The sequence below is a fragment of the Rhodococcus sp. AG1013 genome, from assembly GCF_003350365.1.
Classification (GTDB): domain Bacteria; phylum Actinomycetota; class Actinomycetes; order Mycobacteriales; family Mycobacteriaceae; genus Prescottella.
Window position 1 is genome coordinate 13,526 of sequence record NZ_QQAT01000032.1, and the last position, 16,600, is coordinate 30,125.

At 68.7% G+C, this 16,600-nt stretch carries 15 protein-coding genes; 2 read left to right on the plus strand and 13 right to left on the minus strand.

Annotation, left to right across the window (positions count from 1 at the left end):
* From DEU38_RS29930 to DEU38_RS26445, 10 genes are all read right to left on the minus strand, one after another.
* On the minus strand, nt 1–120 hold the full coding sequence (locus tag DEU38_RS29930; protein ID WP_397484761.1) for a DUF6893 family small protein: 120 nt from the start codon (nt 118–120) through the stop codon (nt 1–3).
* Nucleotides 117–1,589, minus strand: a complete 1,473-nt coding sequence (locus tag DEU38_RS26405; protein WP_114724338.1) for a hypothetical protein — start codon at nt 1,587–1,589, stop codon at nt 117–119. Before DEU38_RS26405 ends, DEU38_RS29930 begins: the two co-directional genes overlap by 4 nt.
* Nucleotides 1,586–2,227 carry a DUF6084 family protein gene (locus tag DEU38_RS26410; RefSeq protein WP_114724339.1) on the minus strand — a complete coding sequence of 214 codons (642 nt, stop codon included), beginning with the start codon at nt 2,225–2,227 and terminating at the stop codon, nt 1,586–1,588. Before DEU38_RS26410 ends, DEU38_RS26405 begins: the two co-directional genes overlap by 4 nt.
* Nucleotides 2,224–2,895, minus strand: a complete 672-nt coding sequence (locus tag DEU38_RS26415) for a DUF5947 family protein (protein WP_114724340.1) — start codon at nt 2,893–2,895, stop codon at nt 2,224–2,226. The genes DEU38_RS26410 and DEU38_RS26415 overlap by 4 nt, the downstream gene beginning before the upstream one ends.
* Entirely contained in the window at nt 2,892–3,824 is a 933-nt protein-coding gene (locus DEU38_RS26420; protein WP_114724341.1) for a NifU family protein, read from the minus strand. Before DEU38_RS26420 ends, DEU38_RS26415 begins: the two co-directional genes overlap by 4 nt.
* Before the next feature lie 8 nt (nt 3,825–3,832).
* Nucleotides 3,833–5,626 (minus strand): nickel-dependent hydrogenase large subunit, encoded by a 1,794-nt coding sequence (locus tag DEU38_RS26425; protein WP_114724342.1) that lies wholly within the window; start codon nt 5,624–5,626, stop codon nt 3,833–3,835.
* Between the two features lie 40 nt (nt 5,627–5,666).
* The gene (locus tag DEU38_RS26430) at nt 5,667–6,752 is read right to left on the minus strand and encodes a hydrogenase expression protein HypE (protein WP_114724365.1); all 1,086 of its coding nucleotides are present in this window, start codon (nt 6,750–6,752) and stop codon (nt 5,667–5,669) included.
* A 117-nt stretch (nt 6,753–6,869) separates the two neighbouring features.
* Nucleotides 6,870–7,685, minus strand: a complete 816-nt coding sequence (gene hypB / locus DEU38_RS26435; protein ID WP_114724343.1) for a hydrogenase nickel incorporation protein HypB — start codon at nt 7,683–7,685, stop codon at nt 6,870–6,872.
* Between the two features lie 3 nt (nt 7,686–7,688).
* Nucleotides 7,689–8,018: a hydrogenase maturation nickel metallochaperone HypA gene (locus DEU38_RS26440; RefSeq protein ID WP_114724366.1), complete on the minus strand. Its 330-nt coding sequence runs from the start codon at nt 8,016–8,018 to the stop codon at nt 7,689–7,691.
* 84 nt (nt 8,019–8,102) lie between these two features.
* Nucleotides 8,103–8,456: a metalloregulator ArsR/SmtB family transcription factor gene (locus tag DEU38_RS26445; protein WP_114724344.1), complete on the minus strand. Its 354-nt coding sequence runs from the start codon at nt 8,454–8,456 to the stop codon at nt 8,103–8,105.
* A 54-nt stretch (nt 8,457–8,510) separates the two neighbouring features.
* Here DEU38_RS26445 and DEU38_RS26450 point away from each other — a divergent pair, with 54 nt between their 5' ends.
* On the plus strand, nt 8,511–9,299 hold the full coding sequence (locus DEU38_RS26450; protein ID WP_181818957.1) for an alpha/beta fold hydrolase: 789 nt from the start codon (nt 8,511–8,513) through the stop codon (nt 9,297–9,299).
* Between the two features lie 23 nt (nt 9,300–9,322).
* On the opposite strand, the gene hutC is transcribed toward DEU38_RS26450, so the two are convergent.
* The 3 genes from hutC to DEU38_RS26465 form a co-directional block, all read right to left on the minus strand.
* Nucleotides 9,323–10,078 (minus strand): histidine utilization repressor, encoded by a 756-nt coding sequence (gene hutC / locus DEU38_RS26455; protein WP_114724346.1) that lies wholly within the window; start codon nt 10,076–10,078, stop codon nt 9,323–9,325.
* A gap of 96 nt (nt 10,079–10,174) precedes the next feature.
* Complete coding sequence (locus tag DEU38_RS26460) at nt 10,175–11,047, minus strand: CoA ester lyase (RefSeq protein WP_114724347.1); 873 nt, start codon at nt 11,045–11,047, stop codon at nt 10,175–10,177.
* A gap of 53 nt (nt 11,048–11,100) precedes the next feature.
* Nucleotides 11,101–14,508 carry an NAD-glutamate dehydrogenase domain-containing protein gene (locus DEU38_RS26465; RefSeq protein ID WP_114724367.1) on the minus strand — a complete coding sequence of 1,136 codons (3,408 nt, stop codon included), beginning with the start codon at nt 14,506–14,508 and terminating at the stop codon, nt 11,101–11,103.
* A gap of 265 nt (nt 14,509–14,773) precedes the next feature.
* Between DEU38_RS26465 and hutU the strand changes: the two genes are divergently transcribed.
* Nucleotides 14,774–16,450 (plus strand): urocanate hydratase, encoded by a 1,677-nt coding sequence (gene hutU, locus DEU38_RS26470; RefSeq protein WP_114724348.1) that lies wholly within the window; start codon nt 14,774–14,776, stop codon nt 16,448–16,450.
* Nucleotides 16,451–16,600 lie beyond the last annotated feature (150 nt).

Consider the following 16,600-nt stretch of genomic DNA (forward strand, 5'->3'; position numbering starts at 1 on the left):
TCACATCCGACGCATCCGCAGATACCGCTGCATGTCCGGGATCGAGCGCACGGCGATCCACGCACCCGCCGCCGCCACCGCCGCGAACAGCACGGTGGAGAACATTCCTACTGCCCTCATGACTCATTCTCCTCTCGCTCGTTCGCCGAAATGCCCTGCGAATCGAGTGGTTCCACTTCGTCCGGCGCGAAATACAGGTAGCGGCCGTACCAGTCGTGCAGTTCGGCCGCGGGATCGTCCACGAGCACCACCCCGACGTGCGTTCCGCCGTCCACATCCGCGTGCACGGTCGCCACCCGGGCCACCTGGCCCGCGAAGAACAGGTCCTGCGCGTCGGCGCGCCGCGACGGCCGCAGCCGCACCAGACTCCCCTTCGCGACCCGCACCCCGCCGACGAGGACACCGTCGACGCCGGGCCGAACGGTGGTGTCGGCGGCGGGATCCCACCACGGGACGTCGTCGGGCACGTCGGGAACGAGGCCACCGGGGGTGACGAACGTCGGGGGCTCGGCGAGCCCGGATCCGAAGGCGCGCGGATCGCGGAGCGCACCGTGCAACTGCTGCATCTCGGCGGGCGTCATGCTGTCGCACCGATCGATGATCTGCGCCGCCCGTGGATCGGTCGCGCGGGCCTGCGCCTTCTCCGCGTCGGTCATCGTCATGACGCGCAGCGTGAGGATCTCGTCGATCTCGGTGGCGTCGAACAGGTCTCCGCCGCTCTCCTGCGCCACCTCCGGGTGGTCGTACAGGATGATCGGCGACGCCAGGACAATGTCGCTGGTCCCCGGCGTGAACGGATCCTGACCGCCCGCGAGCACCGGGTAGCACCGGAACTGGCGGCAGCCGGCCACCGCGTCGGCGAACGTCGCGGGCGGGTCGAGCAGCGACACGAAACGCGCACCGCCGGCCGAGAGGACCAGGTGCGCGCCGATGAACGAGTGCCGGATCGCGGTGTCCTTGTCCGTCACCCCCGACCGCACCAGGTCGTCCAGCCGCCCGTCGTTCGTGACGTCGACGCCCAGCCGGACCGCGCCGTCCACGTCCACGTCCACCGCACGCAGATCGACCCTGCCCCGCAACGGGAACCGCTCGCGGACCAGACGTCCCGCGGCGCCGAGCTGTTCGGTGTCGGTCCCGCCCGGCACCCGGATCTCGCTGCCGGCACCGACGAGCAGTTCGGGCAGCGTGAACGCGCCGAGCGGGATCTCCACCTCCACGGCCTCGTCCCAGTTCACCCACGTCTGCCCGGCCGACACGAGTTCGGGAACGGGCGTGTAGCCGCCCCCCTCTGCCGCCTCTGCCGCCTCTGCCGCCTCTGCTGCCTCGGCCGTGCGGACCTGCAGCTGCAGGAACCGCAGCACCGGCTCGAGCACGACGTCGTCGGATGCTCGGTCCAGCACGCAGTCGACGTGCATCCACGAGTCCTCGCCGATGCCCCGCTCGCCGGCACCGACGGGACCCACGACACCGAACTGCCAGCGCGACTGGTTCTTTCCCGATGTGGACCGATAGGGGTAGAGCAGGTAGCCCTCGTAGAGGACGGCGTCGGCCACCGCCCGCAGCCGCGCCAGATCGCCGACCCCCGTCATGTCGCCACCTCCCCGGCACCGTCGAGCAGTTCGGTCACGGCCTGATCGATCCCGAGCAGGCCCCGGGCCGCCTTGAACCGCGCCAGCGCCGCGATCGTGTCGTGGTCCAGCCGCACCCATCCGTTCGACGGGAAGTTCTGCCGCACCACGTCGCGCCACACCTCGACCGGCATGTCGAACTGCGCCTCGCGATCCCACGGGACCTGCTCCACCGCGAACCCGCCGGCTCCCTTCGTGAAGACGGTGCCGCTGAACAGGAAACTGAGGGGGACCGTGTCACCCTCGAGTGCGTGCAGATACTTCGACGCGGTCACCTCGAAGTCGTACGTGCACGGCATCACCAGTTCGGTCACACATTCACCCGTGAACCCGGGCACCACCGCGGTGGTGTGCAGCCACGGGAAGGTCGACAGCGTCGACCCCCAGCGCTCCCGCGGCCCGAACAGGTCCAGCAGACCCGCCTCCTCGGCGTCCGAATAGCGACGGCGCCGCGGCTCGATCCGGATCTGGCAGCGCAGCACCAGCGCGTGCACGGTCGCGCCCGTGCTCTCGGCGATCCGCACCCGCGCAATCAGGTTGGGGGTCACCGAGAACGGCTCCGGCCCGATCGACAGCACCGAGAAATCCACCGACGTCACAGCGCACCTCCCTCGCCGGCGGCGGCACTGCGGCGTTCGATCCGCGCGAAGAAGTCGTCGAGTTCGCGGCGGGCGTCCTGCCCGCCGTCGAAGCCGCGCCAGCAGCGCCGCAGCCGGCCGACCAGTTCGTAGCACGCGTCGATCGGCAGCAGGTGGCACTCGGCGCCACCGGGTCCGGTGGTCGGGACCCGGATCAGCAACGCCTCCACGTCGGCGACCACGGTGCGGAGCGCGGGATTGGCCGCCACCACCGAATCCCAGGCGGCGATCGGCAGATCGGATTCCGTCGCACCGGCGGGTCCGGGGTAGAACGCGACCGTGCGATCCTGCTCGGAGTTGCGGAAGAAGAAGGCCAGGCCCACCGGGATCTCCAGCCCGTCCCATTCGCCCGGCCCAAGCCGGAAGTCCGGGAACGACAGGTACCGGTCGGGCACGGCCCGATACTTCAGCGCCGCATCGGGTTCGGTGAACAGCAGGTAGCATGGACGGCACACGCACATCAGCTGACGTCCGGCCATGTTCACGACGTGCGAGTGCTCGTCGGCGATCGGGGCCGCACACATCTCGCACCGCTCGCCCACCGGCGCGTCCGGTCTGGTCACCGCGATACGACGCAGCACCCCCAGGGCCGGTCCGGTGGGGGTGCCTGGGCCACGCGGCGCGGTCACCCGGTCACCGCCGTGGGCACGGCCACCGAGAGCACGCCGTCACGCACCAGGACCGGTAGCGGGTCGAGGTGATCGTCCGGCACCTCCACCCCGGCGCCGGCCCGGCGGACGTCGTAGTGAGCGCGACAGCTCGGGCACCGCAGGACCGCATCGTTCACCGGCCCACCGGCGCGGCGCGCCATCGTGGTGCCGGCCATCGAGTTCCCGCACGCGGGGCACCGGTCCCGGTACGCGAAGAGATCGTCGCCGACGCGACAGACGAGCATAGTGAGTCCCCCGACGGTGAACCCGCCGACCTCCCCCGGAGCGAGCTCGGCGAATTCCGGTACCGCCAGCCAGTTTCCGTTCTGCGGAGTGGTCTCACGCACGTGCGAGAGCAGCGAATCGGCAGTGAACACGCCCGGCGTGGGTGCGGTCTCGCGCTCGTCGGTCTCCACCTCGATCGTCGTGGTCTCCGGGGCCGCGGCCTGCACGGCGCCCTCCACCGCGAGCTGCAGCGTCACCGCCGACGACGGACAGCCGTGACAGCTGCCGAGCAGGCGCAGGCGCACGACGCCGTCCGACACGTCCACCAGTTCGACGTCGCCGCCGTGCGAACCCAGGTAGGGGCGGACGCTGTCGAGCGCCGTCCGCACCCGCGTCTCGACGTCGTGCGGATGCAGACCGCTCACCAGCAGCACACTCGACACCAACTCGTCCCGCGCCAGCTCGTCCACCAGCCCGGGGGTGCGGCCGGCGGCGGTCAGGATCCGGTCCAACGCCTCGCCGTACAGGTCCACCACCTCGCGGACGAGCTGCTCGGCCCGTTCACGCGCGACCGGACCTCCCACCGCGGAGGCGTCGAGCAGCGCCTCGATCCGATCGCCGGCTCCCCGCCAGCGATCGGATTCGTGCGCCTGGATCCGTGTCTCGTCGTCTACCGGCCCCATTCCTCACCTCATTCCCCGGTCATGGACTGCGTCGGAGAATGGAGCTTGTCGAGACTCTTCCCGTCGCCGAGGTACATGTGCACACCGCACGGCAGGCAGGGATCGAAGCTGCGCACGGTACGCATGATGTCGATGCCCTTGAAGTCGTCACGGCCGTTCTCCTCGTAGATCGGCAGATCCGTGACCGCGTCCTCGTACGGACCCGGGACCCCTTCGGCATCACGCGGACTCGCGTTCCAGGGCGTGGGCGGGTACGGGTGGTAGTTCGCGATCTTGCCGTCCCGGATCACCATGTGGTGCGACAGCACCCCGCGCACCGCCTCGGTGAAGCCGCAGCCGATGCCCTCGTCGGGCACCTCGAACGACTCCCACGTCTTGGTGCGGCCGGCGTTGATCTCGACGAGCGCCTTGCGCGCGAAGTGCAGGGCCATCGCGGCCGCGTACGCCTGGAAGTAGGTGCGCGCCCGGTTGCGCTCGATCGTGTTGCTCCACTGCGGGATCCGCCACTCGAAGCTGGCCGGGCCCTTCAGCGCCGTCTTCGGGAAGTCGATCTTGACGCTGTGCCCGGTGGCCATGACCTCGTCGGTCTCGACCATCCCGGCCAGCGCGGTGGACCACATCCGGGCCAGGGCACCGCCGCCGGTGTCGAGCGCGAGATTGCTCTTGCCGTCGAACCACCGCGGCGACATCACCCAGCTGTACTTGTCCTCGAGGTCGCGCTTCTGCGGCTTGGGATTGGTGTGCTGGTTCCACGGGTGGCGACGGTCCACGGGATTGCCCAGCGGATCGGTGCTGACGAACATCTCCTGGTCGGACCAGTCGTCGTAGTACGACGACCCCAGCATGATGCGGATGCCCAGGTTGATGTCGACGAGGTCCGTCGTCACCAGCTTGTTGTCCACGATCACGCCCGGGGTGACGAACATCTTCCGACCCCAGTCCGTCATGTCCTTGTACGCGAAATTGCACACCTCGGGATCCTGGAAGGCACCCCAGCACCCGAGCATCACCCGACGCTCGCCGACGTGCTCGTAGCCCGGCAGCGCCTCGTAGAAGAAGTCGAACAGGTCGTCGTGCATGGGCACGACCTTCTTCATGAACTCGATATAGCGCATCAGGCGCGTGGTGTAGTCGGTGATCAACTGCACCGTCGCGACCGTCCCCACTCCACCGGGATACAGCGTCGACGGGTGGACGTGCCGACCCTCCATGAGGCAGAACATCTCTCGGGTCAGTCGACTGACCTGGAGCGCCTCCCGGTAGAAGTCGCCGGTGAACGGGTTCAGTGCCCGCATGATGTCGGCGATGCTCCGGTAGCCGTGCTCGTCGGCGTGCGGCGCCGGGGTGTTCTCGGCCTGGGCGAGCACACCGGGATTGGTCTCGGACACCATCTTCTCGCAGTAGTCCACCGCGACCAGGTTCTCCTGGAAGATGTTGTGGTCGAACATATACTCCGCGGCCTCGCCGAGATTGGCGATCCACTCCCCCAGATGCGGCGGCTGGACCCCGTACGCCATGTTCTGGGCGTAACACGAGCAGGTCGCGTGATTGTCGCCGCAGATCCCGCAGATCCGGCTGGTGATGAAGTGCGCGTCGCGCGGATCCTTACCCTTCATGAACAGCGAGTAGCCGCGGAAGATCGACGACGTGCTGTGGCACTCGGCGACGGTCTTGTTCTTGAAGTCGACCTTGGTGTAGATCCCGAGACTGCCGACGATGCGGGTGATGGGATCCCAGGCCATCTCGACGAGGCCCTTGTCGTCGGTCGCCCCCTGTTTCGGCTCGGGCACGGTTGAAGTCATCGAGATGCCTCTTTTCCCTCGGCGATCGCGTGTGTTCGCGCTACCAGGTGCGGACGGCCCCCGTCCTGAGCAGGCGCCCTGGCGCGCGCCAATGCGGTTCCTTCTCGAGCGTCCTGCCGGTGACGTTCCGCAGCGTGCGGATCACCGATCCGTACACCTCGGACACCGAACTCGAGAGAATGCCGCCTGGGGGTTCGTCCATGAACGGCATGAACTTGTCCGGGAAGCCCGGCATCGTGCATCCGATGCAGATGCCGCCCACGTTGGGACAGCCACCGATGCCGGCCATCCAACCACGCTTGGGCACATTGCATTTCACGACCGGACCCCAGCATCCGAGCTTGACGATGCATTTGGGTGAGCCGTACTCGGTCGCGAAATCGCCTTGTTCGTAGTAGCCGGCGCGATCACAGCCCTCGTGCACCGTCTGCCCGAACAGCCACTGCGGCCGGAGCTGTTCGTCGAGCGGGATCATCGGTGCCTGCTCGGTCACCTGGTACAGCAGGTAGGTCAGGGTCTCGGACAGGTTGTCCGGCTGGATCGGGCAGCCCGGCACGCACACGATCGGCAGGCCCGCCTTGGACTTCCAGTCCCATCCGAGGTAGTCGGGTACGCCCATCGCCCCGGTCGGATTGCCGGCCATCGCATGGATACCGCCGTAGCAGGCGCACGTGCCGGCCGCGACGATCGCCGTCGCCTTCGGCGCGAGCCGGTCGAGCCACTCGCTCGTCGTGACGGGCTGCCCGGTCTCCGGGTTGTTGCCGAATCCGCACCAGTAGCCCTCGTCGTGCAGGTTCTCGTTCGGGATCGAACCCTCGACGACGAGCACGAACGGCTCCAACTCTCCGCGGTCGGCCTTCCAGAACCATTCCAGGAAGTCGTCGGCGCCGCCCTCGGGCCCGCACTCGAAGTCGATCAACGGCCAGTGCACGGCGATCTTGGGCAGTCCCGGCAGTGCGCCGAAGACGATCTCCTCGACGCTCGGCTGGGTGGCGGCGGTGAGCGCGACGGAGTCACCGTCGCAGCTGAGCCCCGCATTGATCCACAGGATGTGGATGAGCCCCTCGTCCGTCTCGTCGGCCTTGGCGTGCTCTGGCTTCTTCGCAGCTTTGGTCGGTGTCGACATGTCGGCCACTCCCCGGGGCTCACCCGCCCCTGCGTCACCGGAGTCGACCCTCGGCCCACTTGCGTGACGCCCACCACAATTAAGGCGCGGACCGGGAGATATGTCAACGGCAGATGATCATCCCAGCCGACGCTCGGCGATCCACCGGTACCACCGGTCCATCCCCTCGCCGCTGGTCGCGGACAGATTCACAACCTGCACACCGGGATTCACCGATCTTGCGTTCCGTTCGCACACCGCAGGGTCGAACGAGACATACGGGAGCAGGTCGGTCTTGTTGACGATCACGAGGTCGGCGACCGCGAAGATGTGCGGGTACTTCAACGGCTTGTCGTCGCCCTCCGTCACCGATATTAGGACAACCTTGCCTTGCTCGCCAAGGTCGAACAGGGCGGGGCACACCAGATTTCCGACATTCTCCACGAACACCAGCGACTCGTTCGCGGGACGCAGTGTGTCGAGCGCGCCGCGCATCATCTCGGCGTCGAGGTGGCATCCCGAGCCCGTATTCACCTGTACCACAGAACATCCCGTGGCCCGGATGCGTTCGGCGTCGAGCAGTGTCTCCTGATCGCCCTCGATCACCGAGACCGGACCGGTATCCGACAGGTCTCGCACTGTGCGCTCGAGCAGCGTGGTCTTTCCCGAGCCGGGCGAGCTCATCAGATTGAACGCGAGCACCCCGCGCTCGGTGAGCCACGCGCGGTTCTCCTCCGCGAGGACGTCGTTCTTGGCCAGGATCTTCTCTTCGAGCGTGATCGTCTCGGTCCCGGTCGGCTCGTGCGAGTGGCCGTGCCCGTGCGCATGGCCGTGACCGTGTTCGTGTTCGTGTTCGTGCGCATGCTCGCGAGGGTCCACGCCGGGGACACTGATCCGGGTTCCGGCCGTCCCGCCGGCCTCGTCGACCTTGCCGCAGCCACACGTTGCACACATGGTTCAACCCACTTCCATCGACATGATCCGCAGTTCACGGCCCGAGAGGACCTCGACGTCGGCGCTGCCGCACGGACACAGCAGAACCAGATCGCGCAGGGGGAAGTCCGTGTCACAGCCGCGGCAGTGCGCCAGTCCGGGAGGCTCCTCGATATCGAGGCGGGCGCCCTCGGCGACCGTCCCCTCCGTGACCAGTTCGAAGCAGAACTGCATCGCATCGGGCACCACCGCGCACAGGCAACCGACCTGCAGTCGGATGCTGCGCACGTCGCGGTCGCCGGCGCGCTCGCACACCGCGTCGACGACACTCTGGGTGATTGCCATCTCGTGCATCACGGGTCCCCTCCGGACGGAGGCTGTCCGAAGTCACGATAGGCCGCACCCGCGACCGGCAACAGGGGATTCGGTGAAGCGACGTCAGCTCGCGTCGTGCTCGTGGAAGTGGGTGGCCCCGATGGTGTGCAGCAGCTCGTGCACGGTGTCGTCGACCAGGCGGTAGCGGACGGTGCGGCCGGACCGCTCGGCCGACACCCAGCCCTGTTGCCGCAACAGACGCAGCGCGTGGGACACCGCGGTGCCCGTCATCCCAAGGGCCACCGCGAGATCGGTGACGCAGATGTCGGGGGCGTGGTGCAGGCACAGCAGCAGCCGCAGCCGGTTGGGGTCGGAGAGCAGCTCGAAGCGGTTGGCCCACGCTCCGATGTCCGGCGTCTCGAGCGCCAGCGCCGCGCGGCGGGCGTGATCCGGGTCGATAGCGGGAATCTCGGGCACGGCCTCAGTGTAGGTCTGCTGATCCCGATCGCGACCTAACGTAGGGGGGTGGTCATGCAGCAGGCAGTCAACCCCGTCGACGGTGTCGGGATCGCGTATCGGGTGATCGGCGACGGGCCACCGTTGGTGCTGGCGCACGGCACCGCGCTGTCCAGCGCGATCTGGCGCGCGTTCGGATACGTCAAGGCCCTGTGGGATCGGTACCAGCTGATCCTGCCGGACATGCGCGGCCACGGCCGCAGCGATACCCCGCACGACCCGGACTCGTACGCGATGGACCTGGTGGTGGGCGACATCGTCGCGGTGCTCGACGCGCTGGGACACGAGCGGGCCCATTACCTGGGCTACTCGTTCGGCGGACGCGTCGGGCTCTCGCTCGCGGTGAGCGCCCCCGAACGCCTGCGCACCCTCACCGTCGGCGGCGGCAGTTCGCGCCCGCAGGCCGGCTCGTTCGACAAACTGTTCTTCCCCGGCTGCATCGACGTCCTCGACCACGAGGGCATGACGGCCTTCCTCGACCGGTGGAACGCGTACCGCCCCTGGCCACTCGACGCCGCCACCCGGGCCGCGTTCGACGCCAACGACACCCGCGCCCTGGTCGCGTACCTCCGCCGGTCCGAGACCGAGCCCGGAGTGCCCGACGCGGCACTCGGGGCCCTCGAGGTTCCGACGATGCTGTTCGTCGGCTCCGAAGACCGGCCCCGACTGTCGGATACGAAGAAGCTGGCGACGCTCATTCCGGGGTCGCGGCTGGCGGTCATTCCCGGCTTCGACCACGCCACCACCGTCGCGGCCTCACCGGAGGTGCTGGCGGTGGTGAAGCCGTTCCTCGAGGAGTACTGATCGGCGCGCCTGCGACAAGAGCCTCAGCGACTGAAGGCACCCTCGAGCCGGTTGCGTGACCCCGGGTGGATCAGCCGGGCAGCACTGACCAGACCCCGTTCGGACCAGGTTCGCCGCCGGATCAGCAGGCACGGCTCACCGCGGTCGATCTGCAACAGACGGCACTCCTCCGGGCTGGCGAGGACGGCCTCGACGACATGCTCACCGCGCACGAGCGGCGCGACCCGGCTTAGGTAGTCGTTGGGGGTGATGGCGGTGAAGTCCTGGTCGAGATAGTCGGGCGCCTCGACGGGATTCACCAACCGGTCCTCCACCTGGATCGGAGTCTCGTCCTCATAGTGCACGAGGACCGAGTGAAACACCCTGGCACCGACCGCATCCCGTAGGAATACCTGCGAGTGGTCGGTCTCCTCTTCGCGCACGAAAATCACCTCGGTGCGGTGCCGGTGACCACGCTCCTGGATCTCGTCCGCGATGTTCTTCACCTCGAACAGTGGTGACGGGGTCTTGGTGCTGGCGACGAACGTGCCGATGCCCATCATCCGCACGATCAGGCCGTCGCCCGTCAGCTCGCGCAACGCGCGGTTGATCGTCATCCGGGACAGCCCCAGTGCGTTGACGAACTGGTTCTCGGACGGCAACTGGTCGCCTTCCGACCAACGGCCCGAACGGATCTGCTCGGCCACCAGCTTCTTGACCCGCTCGTAGGCGGGCACGGACTCGCCGCCGGCCTCGTCGAACAGCGCGGCAAGTTCCGCGTCGACGTCAACCACTGCCATCCGCTGCCCCTGTATCTCGAGAAGTCCCAACGCTCCGTCGGTCGACTCGGCCCACGAAGTCTACCGACCAGTGTGCGGCCGAAACGGTGTGCCTGGTCATCGACTCGTCGTCACCCGAGCGTCGTCCATGATGTCGATCCGGTATGTCCGGGCGCGGTCGAGGATGGCCTCGGCCGCGCGCAGGCGGGGAAGATAGCTTCCGTCGATACTGTCGGTGCGGTTGGCGAGGAGTTCCCTGGCACCTCGTACCTCCTCCGGGCTGGGCGCGAACCCGGTGTTGATCGTGCCGATGTGGTCCGGCTTCACACACAGCATGCCGCCCATCCCGGTTGCAAGGGATCGGCGGCAGTAGCTGCGCAGTCCGCCCACTTCGGCGGCGAGTGACGGTCCGTCGATCGGCGCGGGAAGTCCGGCCGATCGACTCGCCAGGACGAGGTGCGCCCGCGCCCCCATGACCGTTGCCGAATCGTCCGTCGCGGCCGTGTCGTGGCGGAAGTCGCCGCTGCCGAATGCCAAGCGGGTCACCGAGTTCGCGCGCGCGATCGATACCGCGTCCAGCACCCCGGTCGCCGACTCGACCAGAGCGATCAGGCCCCCGTCGAAGTCGCCCAGTTCGGCCGAGGTCGCGTCGATCTGCGCCGCGGACTCGGCCTTCGCCAGCACGACCCCGAGAATCCCCGGACACCGAGCCGCGAATTCGAGGTCCACGCTCCAATCCGCGGTGGTGGCCGCGTTCACACGGATCCATGCCTTCCCGCCCCTCGTGGCCCAGTCGTGGATCTCGTCGCGGGCACGGGACCTGTCCTCGGGGGCGACACCGTCCTCGAGATCGAGAATGACGGCGTCGGGGCCATGCCCTCGAATCGTGTCTTCGAGTTCGTGCGTACCTGTTCCGGGCACCAGCAGCCACGAACGCGCGTCTCGTGAAGAGACCGCTCCGGCGGGCTCACTGGTACTGCGGGAGTTCACGGTAGTGATGGCTTTTCCTCTCGTGGATGGGGAGCGTGTCGGCTCTCCGGCTCTCAACCGACCATCCGCCGCAACTGACGGGACGCGACGGACAGGGCGGCGAGGTCGCGCTGATCGGATCCCGAGATCTCCGCGAGTGTGTTGCGCGCCCGACGCAGACGGGACTCGTTGCGCTCCTCCCAATCTCCGATCATCCGGTCGGTGTCGTCGCCCGGAACCGCATGCGCGAGGACGTCCAGGGTCAGGGCCCGTGCGCTGTCGTACAGCTCGTCACGCAGCGCCAGGCGGGCCAGCGCATCCCATCGGCTCGCCTTGCCGAGCGCGGAGACCCCGTTGAGGAGAGGAACAAGACCGACCCGCTCGCACAGCCGGAAGTAGAGTTCACCCGCGACGGCCAGGTCGCACTCGGCCAGGTCCGCGATCTCGACGACGTCGAGCAGCCCGAACCGGTCGAGAGCCAACTCCACGTCCCGGACCAGGTCTTCGGGGGCGCCGCGCTCGGCGATCGCGCGCGTGCGGTCGCGCAGGTTGGTGCGGTCGGCGCCCACCAGCCATTCCTCGAGATGCGCCGACGCGTCCTCGATCCGGTCCCGGAACCGCGTGATCTCCGCGCCCACCGCGAGCGGCTGAGGTCGCCGGTGCAGCATCCAGCGGGACGCCCGGTCGAGCAGTCGGCGGGTGACGAGCACGAGTTCGTCGGCGACCTCGCTTGGAACGTCGGCGCCGGCGATCCTGGACCACAGGTCGGGCAGCCCGAACACCTCGCTGACCACTCCGAACGCGCGGACGGAGTCGTCCGCCGTCGCGCCCACCTCCTCGGCGAGCCGGAAGACGTAGGAGATACCGCCGCGGTCGACGACGTCGTTGGTCAGTGCCGTCGCGACGATCTCGCGGCGCAGCGGGTGCCGGTCGACGGCCGCCTCGTGATCGCGACGAAGCGGCTGCGGGAAGTACTCGCGAAGAATCGGCAGGTACACGTCGTGGTCGACCAGTTCGCCGGCCAGCAGGGCACCCTTGAGATCGAGCTTGACGTGCGCCATGAGGGTCGCCAGTTCCGGAGCCGACAGGCCGTCGCCGGACCGCTGCAGCGCGGCGAGCGTCTTGGCGTCGGGCAGCACCTCGAGCGCGCGATCGAGCGCCCCGGCGGCTTCGAGTGCCTTGATCTGACGCGCGTGCACGCCCACCATCTCCGACGCGTCCGTGAGGGCGACGCCCATCGCCTCGTTCTGGGAGACGTTGTCCGCCAACACCAGCGCGGCGACCTCGTCGGTCATCTCGGCCAGCAGGCGCGGCCGCACCTCGGCGTCGAGGGTGCCGTCCCCGACCAGGTCGTCGAGCAGGATCTTGATGTTGACCTCGTGGTCGGAGCAGTCCACACCGGCCGAGTTGTCGAGCGCGTCGGTGCCCACCCGTCCGCCCGTGCGAGCGAGCTCGATCCGGGCCGCCTGCGTCAGGCCGAGGTTGCCGCCCTCGCCCACGACCCGGGCCCGCAGATCGCATCCGTCCACGCGCACAACGTCGTTCGCCTTGTCCCCCGCGTCGGCGTGCGACTCGGTCGAGGCCTTGACGTACGTGCCGATTCCGCCGTTCCACAGCAGGTCGACCGGAGCACACAGGATCGCCCGGATCAGCTCGGGCGGCGTCATTTCCGTGACGCCCGGATCCAGACCGAGCACCCGGCGGACGGCGTCGCCGATCGGCACGGACTTGGCGCCGCGCTCCCACACACCGCCGCCCGGACCGATCAGTGACCGGTCGTAGTCGGCCCACGACGACCGCGGCAACGCGAACAGCCGCTCCCGCTCCGCGTACGACAGTTCGGGGTCGGGATCGGGGTCGAGGAACACGTGCCTGTGGTCGAACGCGGCCACGAGCCGAATGTGCCTGCTGCACAGCATGCCGTTGCCGAAGACGTCCCCGCTCATGTCGCCGATGCCGACCGCGGTGAAATCCTGCCGCTGGCAGTCGACACCCAGTTCCCGGAAGCGGCGTTTGACGCTCTCCCACGCGCCGCGAGCGGTGATGCCCATCGCCTTGTGGTCGTATCCCACCGAACCACCGGATGCGAAGGCGTCACCGAGCCAGAAGTCGTACTCGGCCGCAACCGCGTTCGCGATGTCCGAGAACGACGCCGTTCCCTTGTCGGCGGCCACCACGAGGTAAGTGTCGTCGGCGTCGTGCCGGACGACACCCGGTGCCGGCACGACCGCCCCGGTGCCCCGGTCGATGTTGTCCGTGAGGTCGAGCAGGCCGCGGATGAACATGCGGTAGCCCGCCACGCCCGCCTCTCGCTGTGCCGCCCGGTCGGCCTCGACGTCACCGGTGGGCACCGGCGGCCTGCGCAGCACGAAACCGCCCTTGGCGCCGACCGGCACGATCACGGCGTTCTTCACCGCCTGTGCCTTCACCAATCCCAGCACCTCGGTGCGGAAGTCCTCACGACGGTCGGACCACCGCAGGCCCCCTCGGGCGACGGACCCGAACCGCATGTGCACCCCCGCGACGGCCGGCGAGTACACGAAGATCTCGTGCCGGGGCCGAGGCTCGGGCAGTTCCACGATGTTGCGCGAGTCCAACTTGAGCGCCAGGGTCTTGCGCGCGGGAGCCGCGAAGTGGTTGGTGCGCACGGTGTTGCGAACGGTGTCGAGGAGAGCGCGGAAGATGCGATCCTCGTCGAGGCCCGGCACCAGCTCGATCGACGCGGACACCTCGGCGGCCGCCGCCCCACCTCCGTCGTTCGATGCCGTATCCGGGTCGAATCGCTCCGTGAAGAACCTGACCAGACCGGCCGCGATGGACGGGTGACGACACAGTGCGTCCGCGACATACGCGCTGCTGTAGGGCAATCCGCCCTGACGCAGATACTCGACGTACGCGCGCAGCACCGTGACCTCACGCCAGCGCAGGCCCGCCCGGGCCACCAGTTCGTTCAGCCGGTCCGCCTCGGCGTCGCCCCGCCACAGGGCCTCGGCGGCCGCGCCGAACCGGGCCGCGAACTCGTCGAACCCGTCGGCCGGGGCGATCGGGTACCGGACGGTGAACTCGTACACCCAGCACGGCATGTCCGCCGGCGAGGCCAGCGCGTACGGCCGCTCGTCCAGCACCTCCACGCCGAGGCTCTGCAGCAGCGGCATCAGGTCGCCCAGCGACGCCGGATGCCCGCCGACGTACAACGACAGTCGGTGCGTACCGCGCGCCGTCGTGTCGGGCACGATGCGTGCCCGCGCCGCTCCGTCGGTGAGCCCGGCGAGGATGTCGAGGTCGATGCGCGCGCGCTCGGGGGTGATGTCCTGCTTGTACCCGGCGGGAAGGCCGGAGACGAATCGCGCGAGATGCTCACGCGCTGCGGGGTCCGCGTCGGCGAGCACACGCTCGTCCCAACTGCGGAAGACTCGGGCGAGAGCGTCGTCGATCTCGCGGGGGTTCGGCATCGGATCGGTCTGGGTGGAGACGGTGTTCATCTGGGAACCTTCCGCCGGGCGCCACGCTGCACCCGACTGGTCGTCGTGTCCGTTCAACTGGTCGAACATCTCGCGATGTCGGGGGCGGCACTGCAGGGTGCCCCTTGACATCAGCTTGTATAGACAGGAATATACAAGTCATAGTTGCAGAACGTGAGCCAGCGCACAACAGCTACGCCCACACGGACACGGACGACAACGGCGTCGGACCGCGACCGCGTGACACGACCCGCGCCCTCACCGCCCGATCACTAGGAGTTATCCGATGGACATCACCTCACCCGGCCACGAGGCCCGCCCGGTCAGCGCCCCCCGCGGCTCCGAGCTGAACACCCTCGGGTGGCAGCAGGAGGGCGCCCTGCGCATGCTCATGAACAACCTCGACCCCGAGGTTGCCGAGCACCCCGACAACCTGGTCGTCTACGGAGGCACCGGCCGCGCCGCCCGCAGCTGGGCCGCGTTCGACGCCATGGTCGCCACCCTGAAGACGCTGAAGAACGACGAGACCATGCTGGTCCAGTCCGGCAAGCCGGTCGGCGTCTTCCGCACCAACGAGTGGGCGCCGCGCGTGCTGCTCGCGAACTCCAATCTCGTCGGCGACTGGGCCAACTGGGAGCAGTTCCGCAAGCTCGAGGCCGAGGGCCTGATGATGTACGGCCAGATGACCGCCGGGTCCTGGATCTACATCGGCACCCAGGGCATCCTGCAGGGCACCTACGAGACGTTCGGCGCGATCGCCCGCAAGCGCTTCGACGGCACCCTCGCCGGCACCATCACCCTCACCGCCGGCATGGGCGGCATGGGTGGCGCGCAGCCACTGGCCGTCACCATGAACGAGGGTGTCGCGATCTGCGTCGACTGCGACGTCACCCGCATCGACCGCCGCATCGCCCACAAGTACCTCGACACCAAGGCCGACAGCATCGAGCACGCGCTGCAGCTGGCCACCGAGGCCCGTGACGCGCGCAAGCCGCTGTCGATCGGCCTGGTCGGCAACGCCGCCGAGATCTTCCCGGCGCTGCTGGAGATGGACGCGCCGATCGACATCGTCACCGACCAGACGTCGGCGCACGACCCGCTGTCCTACCTGCCGATCGGCGTCGACATCGCCGACATGAAGGATCTGGCCGCGAAGGATCCGGAGAAGTTCACCGAGGACTCGCGCAAGGCGATGGCCGCGCACGTCGAGGCCATGGTCGGCTTCATGGACAAGGGCGCCGAGGTCTTCGACTACGGCAACTCCATCCGCGACGAGGCCCGCAAGGCCGGCTACGACCGCGCGTTCGAGTTCCCCGGCTTCGTCCCGGCCTACATCCGCCCGCTGTTCGAGGAGGGCCTCGGCCCGTTCCGCTGGGCCGCGCTGTCGGGCGACCCCAAGGACATCGCCGCGACCGACAAGGCGATCCTCGAGCTGTTCCCCGAGAACGAGCACCTCAAGCGCTGGATCGAGATGGCCGGCGAGAAGGTCGCCTTCGAGGGCCTGCCCGCCCGCATCTGCTGGCTCGGATACGGCGAGCGCCACAAGGCCGGCCTGAAGTTCAACGAGATGGTCGCCAGCGGCGAGCTGTCGGCGCCGATCGCCATCGGCCGTGACCACCTCGACTCGGGTTCCGTCGCCTCCCCGTACCGCGAGACCGAGTCCATGAAGGACGGCTCCGACGCGATCGCCGACTGGCCGCTGCTCAACGCCCTCGTGAACACCGCCTCCGGCGCGTCCTGGGTGTCGATCCACCACGGTGGCGGCGTCGGCATGGGCCGCTCGATCCACGCCGGCCAGGTGTGCATCGCCGACGGCACCGAGCTGGCCGCGAAGAAGATCGAGGCCGTGCTCACCAACGATCCGGGCATGGGCGTCATCCGCCATGCCGACGCCGGCTACGAGCACGCCATCGACACCGCGCGTGAGCGCGGCGTCCGGATTCCGATGTCCGAGAACAACTGACCGGGAACAACTGATCCCCACACCTGAACACGGCTCACGACGACCAGCGTGAGCCCGAGCCGGCGGCACTGACGTCGACTCCGTGACGAGCGGCAACGCGCAGGACGATCCCCCCTGCGCGTTGCCGCTCGTCGTCGTTTCCGGGCTCGG

Excerpts from the sequence above, each read along its gene's own strand:
- DEU38_RS26425 (WP_114724342.1), bottom strand. The coding sequence starts at position 5,626 with ATGACTTCAACCGTGCCCGAGCCGAAACAGGGGGCGACCGACGACAAG.
- DEU38_RS26440 (WP_114724366.1), bottom strand. The coding sequence starts at position 8,018 with ATGCACGAGATGGCAATCACCCAGAGTGTCGTCGACGCGGTGTGCGAG.
- hutC (WP_114724346.1), bottom strand. The coding sequence starts at position 10,078 with ATGGCAGTGGTTGACGTCGACGCGGAACTTGCCGCGCTGTTCGACGAG.
- DEU38_RS26405 (WP_114724338.1), bottom strand. The coding sequence starts at position 1,589 with ATGACGGGGGTCGGCGATCTGGCGCGGCTGCGGGCGGTGGCCGACGCC.
- DEU38_RS26450 (WP_181818957.1), top strand. The coding sequence starts at position 8,511 with ATGCAGCAGGCAGTCAACCCCGTCGACGGTGTCGGGATCGCGTATCGG.
- hutU (WP_114724348.1), top strand. The coding sequence starts at position 14,774 with ATGGACATCACCTCACCCGGCCACGAGGCCCGCCCGGTCAGCGCCCCC.
- DEU38_RS26430 (WP_114724365.1), bottom strand. The coding sequence starts at position 6,752 with ATGTCGACACCGACCAAAGCTGCGAAGAAGCCAGAGCACGCCAAGGCC.
- DEU38_RS26465 (WP_114724367.1), bottom strand. The coding sequence starts at position 14,508 with ATGAACACCGTCTCCACCCAGACCGATCCGATGCCGAACCCCCGCGAG.
- DEU38_RS29930 (WP_397484761.1), bottom strand. The coding sequence starts at position 120 with ATGAGGGCAGTAGGAATGTTCTCCACCGTGCTGTTCGCGGCGGTGGCG.
- DEU38_RS26420 (WP_114724341.1), bottom strand. The coding sequence starts at position 3,824 with ATGGGGCCGGTAGACGACGAGACACGGATCCAGGCGCACGAATCCGAT.
- hypB (WP_114724343.1), bottom strand. The coding sequence starts at position 7,685 with ATGTGTGCAACGTGTGGCTGCGGCAAGGTCGACGAGGCCGGCGGGACG.